Source organism: Xenorhabdus miraniensis (assembly GCF_002632615.1).
Genome location: NZ_NITZ01000017.1, coordinates 111,799 through 125,720, shown reverse-complemented (window position 1 = coordinate 125,720; position 13,922 = coordinate 111,799). Strand labels below are relative to the sequence as shown.

General features: G+C 43.1%; 9 protein-coding genes. 3 read left to right on the top strand and 6 right to left on the bottom strand.

Features of this window, described 5'->3' with window-relative positions:
* Positions 1-179 precede the first annotated feature (179 nt).
* From Xmir_RS15810 to mak, 5 genes are all read right to left on the bottom strand, one after another.
* Complete coding sequence (locus tag Xmir_RS15810; protein WP_099115148.1) at positions 180-1,817, bottom strand: bifunctional metallophosphatase/5'-nucleotidase; 1,638 nt, start codon at positions 1,815-1,817, stop codon at positions 180-182.
* 11 nt (positions 1,818-1,828) lie between these two features.
* Positions 1,829-2,602 (bottom strand): ribonuclease T2 family protein, encoded by a 774-nt coding sequence (locus tag Xmir_RS15805; protein WP_099115147.1) that lies wholly within the window; start codon positions 2,600-2,602, stop codon positions 1,829-1,831.
* A 67-nt stretch (positions 2,603-2,669) separates the two neighbouring features.
* Positions 2,670-4,622 (bottom strand): bifunctional 2',3'-cyclic-nucleotide 2'-phosphodiesterase/3'-nucleotidase, encoded by a 1,953-nt coding sequence (locus Xmir_RS15800; protein WP_483050728.1) that lies wholly within the window; start codon positions 4,620-4,622, stop codon positions 2,670-2,672.
* Positions 4,623-4,687: 65 nt separating this feature from the next.
* The gene (locus Xmir_RS15795; RefSeq protein WP_099115145.1) at positions 4,688-5,887 is read right to left on the bottom strand and encodes a porin; all 1,200 of its coding nucleotides are present in this window, start codon (positions 5,885-5,887) and stop codon (positions 4,688-4,690) included.
* 952 nt (positions 5,888-6,839) lie between these two features.
* Positions 6,840-7,748 (bottom strand): fructokinase, encoded by a 909-nt coding sequence (mak, locus tag Xmir_RS15790; protein WP_099115144.1) that lies wholly within the window; start codon positions 7,746-7,748, stop codon positions 6,840-6,842.
* Positions 7,749-7,939: 191 nt separating this feature from the next.
* Here mak and rdgC point away from each other — a divergent pair, with 191 nt between their 5' ends.
* Positions 7,940-8,851 (top strand): recombination-associated protein RdgC, encoded by a 912-nt coding sequence (rdgC, locus tag Xmir_RS15780; protein WP_099115142.1) that lies wholly within the window; start codon positions 7,940-7,942, stop codon positions 8,849-8,851.
* Between the two features lie 73 nt (positions 8,852-8,924).
* Here the strand turns inward: rdgC and Xmir_RS15775 are convergent, their stop codons facing one another.
* Positions 8,925-10,082, bottom strand: a complete 1,158-nt coding sequence (locus Xmir_RS15775; RefSeq protein WP_099115141.1) for a porin — start codon at positions 10,080-10,082, stop codon at positions 8,925-8,927.
* 571 nt (positions 10,083-10,653) lie between these two features.
* Here Xmir_RS15775 and Xmir_RS15770 point away from each other — a divergent pair.
* Positions 10,654-11,292 carry a TetR/AcrR family transcriptional regulator gene (locus tag Xmir_RS15770; RefSeq protein WP_099115140.1) on the top strand — a complete coding sequence of 213 codons (639 nt, stop codon included), beginning with the start codon at positions 10,654-10,656 and terminating at the stop codon, positions 11,290-11,292.
* A gap of 94 nt (positions 11,293-11,386) precedes the next feature.
* The gene (locus Xmir_RS15765; protein ID WP_099115139.1) at positions 11,387-13,783 is read left to right on the top strand and encodes a beta-N-acetylhexosaminidase; all 2,397 of its coding nucleotides are present in this window, start codon (positions 11,387-11,389) and stop codon (positions 13,781-13,783) included.
* Positions 13,784-13,922: the final 139 nt, after the last annotated feature.

Genomic DNA, 13,922 nt, shown 5'->3' with positions numbered 1-13,922 from the left:
CTTTGAGTTATCTCTTCGAGTCATTAGAATTAGATTTAAACTTAAAATTGACGCAAATGCAGAAGTGCAACGCTAATTATTAGCGTTGCACTTTTGATCTGGATCAAACAGCCGTTACAGTATCTTTAATCTATTGGTTTTAGCTACCGCAAGTTGCGTTATCTTTTACCACGGTCACATTATTTTGCCCCAATATCAATAACTCGATCTTGTTTCGGGTAATGGATCGGAGATTTTTCTGTGAAGTATTTAACAACCGCATCCACATCTGGCACGTTATAGATGGGATCAGTGCCTTCTTTAAATACGGAGAAGTTACTTCCTCCTGTTGCCAGATATTCATTGGCCGCTACACGGTATTTTGCTTTCAGATCAATCGGTTTCCCATTGATTTTGATCGAGCTGACAATAACGCGATCACCAACAGGTTTAGTGCTGTCCCAAGAATATTGGAGGGTATGCGATACCGCCAATACCTGTGGACGTGCGCGATCCCATTGCTGTTCCAGTAGTCGTTTGATCTGCTCACCTGTTAATGTTTTGGTTACCATCATGTTGGAGAATGGCTGGACAGTATAAATTGCGTTATAAGTCATATCTCCCGCATCCATCGGCGCACGGATACCACCGTTGTTTACGAACGCAAGCTCTGCTCCACCATTTTCTTTGGCTGTAGTCGCATACAAATGGGCATCCGCGATCACTTTGCCCAATGCAGACTCCCCACCCGTACTGGTCGCTTTGGTCAGATTGCTTTCCAATTTACCAACAATGCGGTTCGCCAGTGGTGTGGCAATTTTTTCATAGGATGACAACAACTCGGTGATTTTTGGATCTTTGCTATATTTGCGGTTATCAACCCAAATATTTTCAGCCTTAAAATCCACTACATCTTTCGTCGTTTTATCCAGTTTCAGATCCAATTGAGTAAGCAGTGCGCCATTGGATTCGGCTGAAGTGACAGATTTTCCATTGATCACACAGTTATAAGCCTGATGGGTATGCCCGCTGATCACGAAGTCTACTTCTTTATCCAGATGATTAACGATCTCCAGTATCTTACCTGTCACGTCATTACAGGCATTGACATCAATGCGCCCACCATTACGTTTCTGTGCAGCACCTTCGTGGATCAAGACACCTATCGCTTTCACGCCTTTTTTCTGCAATTCCGGCACTAAGGTGTTGATGGTTTTGACTTCGTTGGAAAAAGTCAGCCCTTCAGTACCTTGAGGAGTCACAATGGCAGGGGTTCCTTCCAGTGTCAGGCCAATAAAGGCAACCGGAACGCCATCAAACTCTTTAATGACATATTCAGGGAAGAGTGTTTTGCCCGTTTCATTAACGGTGACATTGGCAGACAGGTATTTGAAATCTGCGCCTTTAAAAGGTCCTGGCCCCTGACAGCCCGTCACCGGATGGCAACCGCCATTTTGCTTACGCAGTAATTCATCCTTACCTTTGTCAAATTCATGGTTGCCGACAGAAGTTGCCTCCAATCCGGCCAAAGAGAGGGCTTCAATACTCGGTTCATCATGGAACATGGAAGAGAGCAATGGGCTGGCGCCAATCATATCTCCGGCAGCAACGACGATATTGTTCGGGTTTTCTTGTTTCAGTGCCTTAATCAAGGTCGCCATATGTTCAATGCCACCCGGCTGATTGGGACCGGGTGCCTTCAATGCGCCGTGAAAGTCATTCAGGCCCAGAACCCGTACCTCCACCACATTTGCCGGATCATAGGCAGGTTTGGTTGCACACCCTACCAACAAGGCGGTGCCAATCGCAATCGGAAGTAATTTATATTTATAATTCATTATGTTATCTCTTAATGTTCAGACTTTGGACAATCAATCACTTCAAAATTCTTGCTATAGCAGATATAGAATTCGTCACGAGTAATCTGAATATGTTTACCTTTCAACACCGGATTATGTTCTTGCAGGAATTGGATCAGTTTTTCATTGGACGGCCGGCCTTCTGGCAATATCAGGCTGTTGAAAAGCGCTTGCTGTTTGCTGAAATAGTGTTTTGCGGTATCGAAGGCACAAACACCGTGTTTTTCCCATTCAGCTTGCAACAAATCGATGCCGGGAGAGGTACACAGGTAAGGTTTAATGGTTTGGTAATCCAACGCAGGCAGATCCCCTTTACACAAACGAGGATGTTTTCGAATATCTGACCAGTCGCGGCACTCTTCCATGGATTTGCCATCGCAGGTTTCGGCCCATAAGCCATGCAGTATCCAGCCAAATTTATTATCAGAGAAGCATTGCAGTTCGAATTTTTCATACTCGCGCTGTGCTTTGGCTTTCTCATTCTCGTTTTGCAGGCGTTTTATGCCGTTCTTTTTGTAATCACAAAATGAAGGTGAGTAGTTAATAGCCAGTTTAAAGTAGTCAGTTGAAGCCTTGTCGTTCTGCCCATAATGATCAGTTTTTAGATCATAATCATAATTGGCGGTGGGTTGCTCTGGCACGATGCAGGCAGTCCCTTCCACCAAATTGGCTTGTGCCCTCAGAGGCTCGTGGGTTTCAGGCGGAGTAGCACATCCCGCTGCCATTATTGCCAAAACAAGAGGTAACGATTTTAGAAAATTCATAGCAATCAATCCACTGTCAGATAAATCGTCCGCCTGCTCCCAATGGAGCAGGCATCAATATCAAGTTTTACTTTTTCTCTGCCAAATCAATTTGATAGATAGCAAAACCGATATCATCGTTTTTCAAGTACGTCACGGGATACTGGGCATGTTCTTTAATGAATTTTGCCGCTTTTTCTGATGGTGAAGTTTCAAAGCGTACATCCAGCTTTTTATCTGTCTTAATTGGCAAGAATGACCAATTGTTTTCAGCTTGTGTGGAGACTACGCCCTTCTCTTTAGTGATTCTGGAAATGTAAGAAGCCAAAATAGTGCGGTTTTCATCCGGTGAAGCAAACGCAATGTGATCTTCTCCGGTTCCTGCAAATTTACCGCCGTAACCACGGTAGTTATTGGTGGCAATCAGGAAAGTGGCTTTCGGATCAATCGGTTTGCCCTGATAGGTCACGTCCTTAATGCGGTTCGCACCTTTATTGATAAGCTGGCAATCTGTGTCATATTTGGCTGGCTGGGTCAGATCTATTTTATAGTTAACACCTGTAATCGTGTCGAAATTATAAGTACGGAAGCCATCCCAGTTCAGCAATTCTTGCGGTTTGGTGGATGTTGGATCGATCTGGTTAAACATGCCCGCAGAGCATTCCAACCATTCAACCACATCCGCGCCCGTTGCTTTAACGACAACCAGTGTATTCGGGTAGAGATACAGGTCGGCAGCGTTACGGAAAGTCAGATCACCTTTTTCCACTTCCACAAAGTCAGCCGGCGCATTTTTACGCCCACCCGCTTTGAAAGGTGCGGCTGCCGCCAGGACAGGCATTCCTTCCAGATTCGGATCACCCTGAATGAAGCGTTTGGTGTAATCCACCTGCGCATCGTTGACAATTTGGACGGTTGGATCGCTTTGGATCAGCGCCAGATAGCTGTACATGTTGGCAGAGGCTTTACCAATGAATTTGCCAACGAAGTTGCGGGTTCCCTGATGATCTTTTTCGATGATGGAAGCCAGTTTGCTATCTCGCTCAACCAGTGATTTTTTATGGACTTTGTCATAAATAGGACGAGCTTCCGCCTTAGCTGATTCGACCTTCCATTCACCACTGTCGTTATTGATCACCATGTCGACAACACCCAGATGATCGCCCCACTGCCCCGGCATCACAGCCGGAATACCATTCACCGTTCCGTTGGCAACATCAACGCCCTTGATTTGCGCATATTCTTTACTTGGGAACACGCCATGGGCATGACCAAACATGATGGCATTAATACCGGGGACTTCACTCAGATAGTAAACGGAGTTCTCTGCCATTGCCTTATAAGGTTCTTGGGAGAAACCAGAGTGCGGAATGGCAATGATCAGATCAGCGCCCTCTTTCTTCATTTGCGGGACAAATTTTTTCGCGGTTTCTGTAATGTCATTAACAACGACTTTTCCGTCCAGATTTGCTTTGTCCCAAATACTGATTTGTGGTGGAACAAAGCCGATATAACCCACTTTAATTGTATGCTCTTTGCCATCCCGGTCTTTTACAGGGGTATCAACGATAATATAAGGCGTAAAGTAGTTTTTGCCGGTTTTGGCATCCATGATATTCGCGTTGATATAAGGGAATTTGGCACCGGCAATGGCCTGTTTCAGGTAATCCAGTCCAAAATTGAATTCATGGTTACCAAAGTTGCCTACGGTATAACCCATGGTATTCATCAGTTGATGGGCAGGATGGACGTCCCCTTTTTTCAGTCCCTTTGCTGCCATGTAATCTGCAAGCGGGCTGCCTTGAATTAAGTCACCGTTATCAACCAAAATTGCGTTGGTGGCTTCAGATTTGGCTGCTTTGATTAAGTTCGCAGTACGAACCAAACCAAATTGCTCTGTAGATTTATCTTTAAAGTAATCGAAATCCATCAGGTTGCTGTGAATATCCGAAGTTTCCATCACTCGTAAATCGACTGTCGCCGCGTTCACATTGAATGCCACCAACATTGCTAATGTTGATATTTTCAACACATTCTTCATCATGCTATGCCCCTTTATAGAATGATACGGGAGAGCCAAAATGCGCCCTCCCTGTGAAATTTTGCTTAAAAAGACAAACGTGCTCCTGTACCCAGAATGGTTTGTTTTTTATTTTTGTAAGCCGGATTGTCGCTACGGACATCATCATATGCCGTTTCAACAAACAGGATCAGGCTATTGTACTTAGAAACCGCAAAACGTTTATCTAAACCGACCGTATAAGTCTGTTTTTTATAGTTGAATGTATTGGCATCCCCGTCACGCAGGTAATATCCTGCGTACATGCCGCTTCCTATTTTATCCCAATGCCACTTTCCCGCCAGACCGTAGAGATTGGCTTTCCAGTCACCTTTAACCGATTTTTCCTGTAAGTTCCCGCCATTGCCTTCTTTGTACACCAGTCCTGAATTTTTGGAACGCGCCAAGCCGTAATCGAAACCAACGGAGAATTCACGGCCGGGGAAATAATATTCCACACCCAAAGCCAGCAGGCTATCTTGTGGAGAGGCTAACCCTGCATCGCTGACACTCTTTCCTTTATTGTCCCCTTGATTTACCGTGATCGGTTTTCTGCTTTCCCCTGTTGCCTGAGCATAACCAGCGCTGGCTTCCAGACCAAAGTCTGATTTATAAAAACCGACCACTGAATAAGCACTACGAATATCACCGTGCTGGCGTTCGTTATCATCACCGGATTTGCCGCTGTAGGTTGCAGCGAGGTTGAAACCTTTATAACTGTTGGTTTGGAAGAAGAGGGTTTGAGGCAAACGGGTGAGGAAGTTATTTTTACCAACACCCCCTTTGTTATAGCCCGTCGCGCTGCTCAATACATCGCCAAAATAGAATACGCCAGTGTTGCCATAACCGGGGCTGGATTTTTTCACCCAATCGATAGGAATATAAGTACGACCAACCCGCATTTCACCAATATCACGATGAGAAGCACCGATATAGCCGACACGATTATACATCTCAAAGCTGGTTTTATTATTATCGCTATTGGATTTTTGCGTATCAGAGCCCCACTCCATTTTACCGAACACTTTGATTTCTCTGGTTAGTTCATGGCTGGCGTTGACACCAATACGGCTGCCATCATCTTTGATTCGGATATCACGATCTTCACTGCTCACGGTCGTTTTCAGACGAAACTGCCCCGTCAAATCCACTTTGGTTCCTTTATCGTTATACACCGTCACCGCATTGGCGCTACCAGACATCACCAATAATCCAATTAAAGTCGCCAATGGCTTCATGCTTCTCATAATAAGACACCCATAAAATATTAAATTTAATAATCTGACTTTCTTTCAAGTAAAAGTTTTCAGGCAAAAACCCGCCCTATCGCAGACTAAGCTGCAATATATTCAGGACAATAAATACCCGTCACGATCCTTTAGCCAAAAGAAAATCGCTTAAAAAAATGACCAGTTTTGAATATTATTGAAAGTTATCTCTATTACATCTTCCCGTTGAGAGTTTTTATCAACACCAATATGGAGTAAGTAATCAAAATGATTTGTAACAATCGTTAGTTTTATTTTTAAGCAAACAACACCCGGGGGATTAAACTCTAATCTCCTTGAATGCCTAAATTCATTTCATTGCACTTATTAATAATAACCTAAAAAAACAGTATTTTTCGTGAAGAAAACCACATTAACACAAATATATAGACAAAATATTACAATTATATGTGATAAATATCACATAATTTTACCGATCATCATTGGCAATACAAATATTAACCATAAGAACATACAAAAGCCTTGTTTATCATGTCATTAAAAAAATACATTTATCCTATTCTTTTCATCACTATTTTTTATTTATTTAATAGATCGTCTTTTTTATCATCTAAAGAGTTAATAAATTTAAAGTCAGGCACGATGTTTTATTCATCAATAAATAAATATATTTTAATTCCGCATAAAACTTTCATCATAAATATAATGAATCTATTGATTTATTATTCCTATTATTACGCGTAACATAGAAAACAAATTAACGCATAAGGTTACAAATTTAACTTAAGTAAGGCTTTAATAATCCTGACATCTTTGTGATGAGAGAATAAATAGAACAAGTGGAGACAGAAGCCATATATCATGATTATTCATATTTCAAGTTGCGGTTTTTATTTGCTTTCATTCTCCGGTGCACGCAACTTGAAATCGATTAAGGGTATCGGGTTCAGGTATTTTTAATCGATACTTGTTATTGCTGAGGCCACAACCAAGCAGCTCCGCGCACACCACTAGAATCACCATGCACGGCTTTTCTAATCGGTGTTGCACACTCTCCGCCAAACACCCACTCTTTGACCAAATCTGGCAAGGTTTGGTAGAGACGATCAACGTTACTCATTCCACCACCTAGCACAATCACATCCGGATCAAGTAAATTAATGACTTGTGCCAAGGCCCGTGCCAAGCGCCTTTCATAACGGCGCATTGCCAATTCGGCCAGTTCATCCCCTTGTGCCATAGCTTCGATAATTTCATGGCCAGTTTTATGCGACCCACTTAACAGAAGGTAATCTTTCATAAAACCCGTTCCCGATACAAAAGTTTCGGTGCATCCCGGTTTACCACAAAAACAATGAACTTCTGCCTGATATGCCCGATCTTCTTCATCCATCCACGGTAACGGGTTATGTCCCCATTCTCCTGCCAGCCCGTTCCCGCCCGCATGAACCCGGCCATCAAACGCAATCCCGGAACCGCAACCCGTCCCAATGATAACAGCGAATACCATTGGCATTCCCGCCCCTGCACCGTCAGTGGCTTCTGATACCGCCAAACAGTTTGCATCGTTGGCAATACGTATTTCACGCCCCAACAAAGCAGCAATATCCTTATCCAAGATTTGGCCGTTCATCCAAACAGAATTGGCATTTTTAACTTTTCCGGTAAAAGGCGAAATAGCACCAGGTATTCCAATCCCCACTGTACCTTGCTGACCGGTTGCCTGTTCTGCATCGTGAATCAGCTCAACGATCGCTTTTAATGTTTTTTGATAGTCATTACGAGGTGTATCTACCCGTTTACGAAACAGCTCTTCTCCCTGATCACCTAATGCAATCACTTCAATCTTGGTTCCACCCAGATCAATACCTATGCGCATAGCTTACCTTTTCTATTTAGTGCCTATTCAAGCAAGCACCGAGTGCAATGAGACTTTTTATTATATGAAATTAAGGCAGTTATTATATGAAACTCATGAAGTTCTAGGGCTTCGTCACATGATTCGTTATTATGCACCCTTATGTTTTAATATGACCTTTGTCATGATGCGCAACAATATGGGGTAACTGCATGTTATGGTTCAAAAATTTAATGATTTACCGTTTAAACCGAGAGATATCTCTTTCTGCGGATGAACTGGAAAAACAATTAAGCCCATTGGCATTCACCCCGTGTGGCAGTCAGGATATGATGAAAACCGGCTGGGTTTCCCCAATGGGTTCTCACGGCGAAGCATTGACCCATGCTTCTGGCAATCAAATCCTGATTTGCGCACGCAAGGAAGAGAAAATGCTGCCTTCCCCTGTCATTAAACAGGAATTACAGGCAAAAATAACCCGCCTGGAAGGTGAACAGCACCGTAAGCTGAAAAAAACAGAAAAAGACTCCCTGAAAGATGAAGTCATCCACACTCTGTTGCCAAGAGCATTTAGCCGTTTCAGCCAAACCTATATTTGGATCGATACCGTTAATCATCTGATCATCGTTGATGCTGCCAGTGCAAAACGTGCTGAAGATAATCTGGCACTATTGAGAAAAACACTCGGCTCATTGCCGGTCGTTCCCCTGACATTCACCGATCCTATTGAACTGACCTTAACCGAATGGGTGCGTTCAGGTAATCTGCCTACAGGTTATGCCCTGATGGATGAAGCCGAACTGAAAGCGATTTTGGAAGAAGGTGGGGTTATCCGCTGCAAGAAGCAAGAATTGGTTTCAGACGAAATCGCAACCCATATTGAATCCGGCAAGTATGTCACCAAACTGGCATTGGATTGGGAAGAACGCGTTCAATTCATGCTGTCAGATGATGGTTCTTTTAAGCGTATTAAATTCAGCGAAACCCTGCGTGAACAAAACGATGATATCGATCGTGAAGATGTTGCCCAACGATTTGATGCCGATTTTACCCTGATGACGGGTGAATTAAGCGCACTGATCAAAAACACCATTGATGCGCTGGGCGGCGAAGCAGAAAAATAATAGAGACAGAAAGGTAAATAACTGGCGAACTGCCTGCAACGGTGATATCCATTGAGGCAGTTCGACGAGATAATTAGAAGCGATAAACCAAACCAACGCCAAAGATATCATCGGTGTTGATCTGCGTTTTCTTACTGAAGTCATTGTCTTTCAGCAAATTAAATTGATATTCAGCATAGGTGCCCATATTTTTGTTGAAATTGTAGAAAGCACCTACTGAAACATATTTCACCAAATCTTCAGAGCCCTTGGATGCCAGAATGCTCTTATCAGCCAGGTCGTTGCCCAGATCTTTGCCTTTGGAATAAACAAAAGCAAGAGATGGACGCAGGCCAAAATCAAACTGGTACTGAGCTGTCAGCTCGATGTTTTCGGTTTTATTGGCAAACATTGTGTGTCCGTCTACAGAGCTGCCAAATCTGGTTAAGTTACGGGTTTCACCATACATAGCCGCCAGATAAACATTATTTTTGTCATATTTGGCAGAAACGCCCCAGGCTTCAGCTTTATTCCCTTTAGCCAGTACCTTAGCGCCATTACTCCCCAGTTTTTGGGCCGAAGCACGGTTAGAGTTACCATATGCAGCACCAATACTGAAACCGTTATCAAAATCATAGGAACTAGAAAGACCAAAACCGTCACCGTTTTGCCTTGAAATATCACTACGACTATTTTTAGTACCACCGTCATTTTTAGCTTGATACTGCAAAGCAAAATTCAGCCCATCCACCAGACCAAAAAAGTCAGTATTACGGTATGTCAGTAACCCTGTCGAACGCCCCATCATGAAATTATCCGTTGCCGCCATGGAATCACCACCAAATACTGGCAATGCGTCCGTCCATGCGTTGACATCATAAACGACCCCCATATTACGCCCATAATCCAGTGAGCCGTATTCGCCGTATTTCAAACCCGCGAACGCGTAACGTGTTCTGGTATTTTTTCCACTCTCCGTTTCCACGCCGTTGGCACCCATATTAAATTCCCAACGCCCGAAACCAGTCAGTTTATCCGTAATTTGGGTTGAACCTTTAATACCTACACGACCAACAGAGCTATCTCCAGATTCTGCATTTGATTTGGAGAATGTTCTCTGAACATCGGCTTTACCATATAAATCAATTTTATTGCCATCCTTATTATAAATCTCAACAGCATTTGCAGTGCCTGCGATGCCTGTGATGAGAAGTACCGGAAGTGCCATTGCTATTGCGTTGTGCCTTATCATTATCATGATCCTCATTGATATTGTTATTTTTTCGCCACCGCCAAGAAATTCACATTCCAAGAAACCTTTTCTGGAATAAATGATCAGGTGTGAGCGGAATATTTTTTACATGAACCAGTTACCAAAATGTTAAATTTGTAACAAGCAATAGCGATACTAAGATTTAATACAACCTTTTGCTAACAAAAATTGACGAAAAGTGCCATCCTGTGATGGTAATCACAATGTGAACATAAACTCAATGATCTTATTGTACTAAATATAGAAATAAATAAATTAAAACAGTTAGTTAGAAATATTAAATGATGTAATAAAAAATATGCTTTTCCGCAATTAAGGCTTTTTTTTTATTTCAATATGTATTTTTTTCATTAAAATTTGTACTCTTCACGATGGTTAATAATATATTTAGTTATATTAACTAATTGATATTGTTGACAAGCTCCCTTGATTTCTGTATTTGGTGAAAGGTGATTTAATCCTTCCATTTAAAATAAAATCAGTAATTTCTGTTTGTTAATGGAATCACGCCAATGCGGTACAAATATTAACAACTCATTAGGGTGCTAAAATGGCAGAAAATCATTCGCGTCCACGGGGTCGCCCCACAATTCCAGAGCAGGAAATACGCCAAAAGATTCACGATGTCACATTTTTACTTATTGTTAATCAAGGCTATAACAAAACAACGATGGATGTTGTTGCCAAGAAAGCCGGCATCGCCAAGAAAACGCTCTATCGCTTTGTTAAGAATCGAGAAGATTTGCTTGAACAAGTTGTCATGCACTGGACAGACAATTTTATTCCTGTTTTTGAGAAAGAAGCTAATAACCCTCAACAACTCATCAAGTTATTAAAAATATATTTAGCAGAAATAGCGGAGAGGTCATTATCGACAAACGCCGTAGGTTTATTCAAATTACTGCAATCTGATTTTCCTTTTCGTGAGATATTGCTGGATAAATATCAGCAAAGCGGTATTGAAAGAGACCAGAATATCCTCGCCAGTTGGCTTGAACGCCAATATCAACGGGGGTTATTGAAAAAACTGGATTACCGCCTTGCCAGTGAATTGATGATCTCAATGGTCATTGCAGAACCCCTCAGAAAAATGGCGCTAGGTCTTCTCCCGCCCCTGCCGGAAACAGATATCATGCCTCGTATTACCGCGGCACTGACATTACTCAATAATGAGTTTATAAAGAAATAATCATTATTTACCTATTATATTACTTTCATAAAAATATAAATCGGCGCTGAAACAACAAATAAATCAGCGCCTTCTCTAAGATGAGAAAGACATCATGAAATTTTCCTTTCATCCATTATTATTAATCGCAGCATTAAATTATAGTTGTTCATCTATTGCGGCCTCTGCCAATCACCTTCCCCTTATGCCGTGGCCACAACAAATTTCAGTACAACAAGGAACGCTTTATAATATTGACAGAAAATTGAATATTACTGTTGCAGGGGATGACATGCAGGATGCAGTATCCCGCTGGCGAAAACGAATTGAAGCCCAGACGGGCTGGGTATTGCCTCCCCCTGATGCGACCTTTTCTCCGGTTCAGACAATCAGAATCAATATTGCCAAGAAAATTTCTCCGATCCCTCAACCTGACAGCGATGAAAGTTACCAGTTAGTCATTGATTCCCACGGTATCACACTGAAAGCCGCGACCCGTTTTGGTGCGCTGCGTGGCATGGAAACGTTGCTGCAATTACTGCAAAATGATGCCAAAGGAACTTATCTGCCACTGGTGAATATCACGGATAAACCGCGATTTTCATGGCGTGGGGTTATGCTTGATTCCGCCCGTCATTTCCTGCCAATTGATGCAATCAAACGTCAATTAGAGGGTATGGCTGCCGCCAAAATAAATGTATTTCACTGGCACTTAACCGATGATCAAGGCTGGCGTTTCGCTTCTGAGCATTATCCTAAACTGCAACAACTTGCCAGCGATGGGCTGTTTTACAGCAAGGCTCAAATGCAGGAAGTGGTTACTTATGCGAGTAGTTTAGGCATCCGGGTTGTGCCTGAAATCGACTTCCCCGGCCATGCCTCAGCGATTGCCGTTGCCTACCCTGAATTGATCAGTAAACGTGGAACTTATGAGATGCAGCGCAGATGGGGAGTTCATAAACCAACGCTGGATCCTGGCAATCCTAAAGTGCATCAGTTTGCCGATACCTTAATCGGCGAGGTCGCTGCGATTTTCCCTGATCCCTATATCCATATTGGCGGTGATGAAGTGGATAGTTCCCAATGGCAAGCCTCCGATAAAATACAGGCATTTATGCAGGAAAAAGGGTTGAAAGATCCTCATGCCCTGCATACATGGTTCAATCAGGCGCTGGAAAAGATCCTTGCAAAGCATGGACGAAAAATGGTGGGTTGGGATGAGATCTATCATCCTTCCTTGCCTCGTTCGGTCATTATCCAATCATGGCAAGGGCAGGATTCTCTGGGCAAAACCGCCTCTGATGGTTATCAGGGGATTTTGTCCACGGGTTTTTATCTCGACCAGCCTCAAAGTACCGCCTACCACTATCGTAATGAGGTACTGCCGCAAGCACTCGATATTGATGATAACCTGCAAGCAAATGAAACAGCTCAAAGCTGGTCCTTTACGATGCCACGTTTAAAAGGCAGTCCTGTCACTGGCAGTTTTACCTTAATTGAGGATGAGAAAGGCAAATGGCGCGGTTTTATTGATTTTGCCGGAAAATCACGTCGTGCCGTTAATAAGATTGTCTGGCAAGGAGATACGGTCAAATTTACTGCGGATAGCTGGATGGGAGAAACGATGCCCGTTGTGAATCTCAATCAGAAACAGAAAACCGCGGACGGTTATATTTTATTAGGCAATGTGCGTTATCCGATCACCGGCGAAAAGCTCGCAACAATGCCTGTCGGCAAGCAACCTGTCGTGCCTGCCAGTCAGCATCAGCAAAATATTTTAGGTGCTGAAGCAGCATTATGGTCAGAAAACGTCACGGCTGAAGTGCTGGATATCAAGCTCTGGCCACGAACGTTTGCCATTGCTGAACGGCTCTGGTCTGCCAAAGATGTGACGAATGAAAAACACATGTACCAGCGTTTACAAGCGATGGACACATGGACAACCGTGTCTGTCGGTTTGCAACAGCAGGCCAATGCGCAACGGTTAATGACCCGTCTGGCAAACAGTACGAATATTGAGCCATTGCAAATCCTGGCGGAAGCCGTGGAACCCGCCCAATATTACTCCCGCCATCATGCCAAGTTTCAAGCAGGTAATTACCATCAATACGAACCACTTTATCGTTTTGCCGATGCACTGGAGCCGGAAAGCCATGTTGTCAGGGAAATGGATGTGTTGGTTGATCGGCTACTCAAAAATAAGCGGGATTGGCAAGCGGAACAGGCATTACGTGATCGTCTGATACGCTGGCGGGATAATCATGATTCCGTGATGAAGATCGTCAAAGCAAATTATATGATGCGTGACCTTATCCCCGTTGCCAATGATGTGGGTGAAATTGCTGAACTCGGCTTGGTGATGCTGGATCACCTGAAAGCCGGGAAAACATTTTCTCCGCAACAATGGCAGGATGCGCAAAAGCTACTGTCACAAGGGGCACAAATGCGGGATGAAGTTGTTATCCGGGCGGTATATCCACTGGAACGGATGCTTGATTATCTGAATAAATAAAGTGAATTATTAAGAATAATCAGCAGGTAGTGGCTTATTATGTCTAGTCCTGATATACGTTGACACTTATTTTACTCATCACCGCCTGATGATGTACGTCATCGGGCGTTTGATATTTTAGGGCTAAGTGGGGTCGGTA

Bases quoted from the DNA above. Each gene is read 5' to 3' on its own strand.
- Xmir_RS15810 (WP_099115148.1), bottom strand. From the start codon at position 1,817: ATGAATTATAAATATAAATTACTTCCGATTGCGATTGGCACCGCCTTG.
- Xmir_RS15805 (WP_099115147.1), bottom strand. From the start codon at position 2,602: ATGAATTTTCTAAAATCGTTACCTCTTGTTTTGGCAATAATGGCAGCG.
- Xmir_RS15800 (WP_483050728.1), bottom strand. From the start codon at position 4,622: ATGAAGAATGTGTTGAAAATATCAACATTAGCAATGTTGGTGGCATTC.
- Xmir_RS15795 (WP_099115145.1), bottom strand. From the start codon at position 5,887: ATGAGAAGCATGAAGCCATTGGCGACTTTAATTGGATTATTGGTGATG.
- mak (WP_099115144.1), bottom strand. From the start codon at position 7,748: ATGCGCATAGGTATTGATCTGGGTGGAACCAAGATTGAAGTGATTGCA.
- rdgC (WP_099115142.1), top strand. From the start codon at position 7,940: ATGTTATGGTTCAAAAATTTAATGATTTACCGTTTAAACCGAGAGATA.
- Xmir_RS15775 (WP_099115141.1), bottom strand. From the start codon at position 10,082: ATGATAAGGCACAACGCAATAGCAATGGCACTTCCGGTACTTCTCATC.
- Xmir_RS15770 (WP_099115140.1), top strand. From the start codon at position 10,654: ATGGCAGAAAATCATTCGCGTCCACGGGGTCGCCCCACAATTCCAGAG.
- Xmir_RS15765 (WP_099115139.1), top strand. From the start codon at position 11,387: ATGAAATTTTCCTTTCATCCATTATTATTAATCGCAGCATTAAATTAT.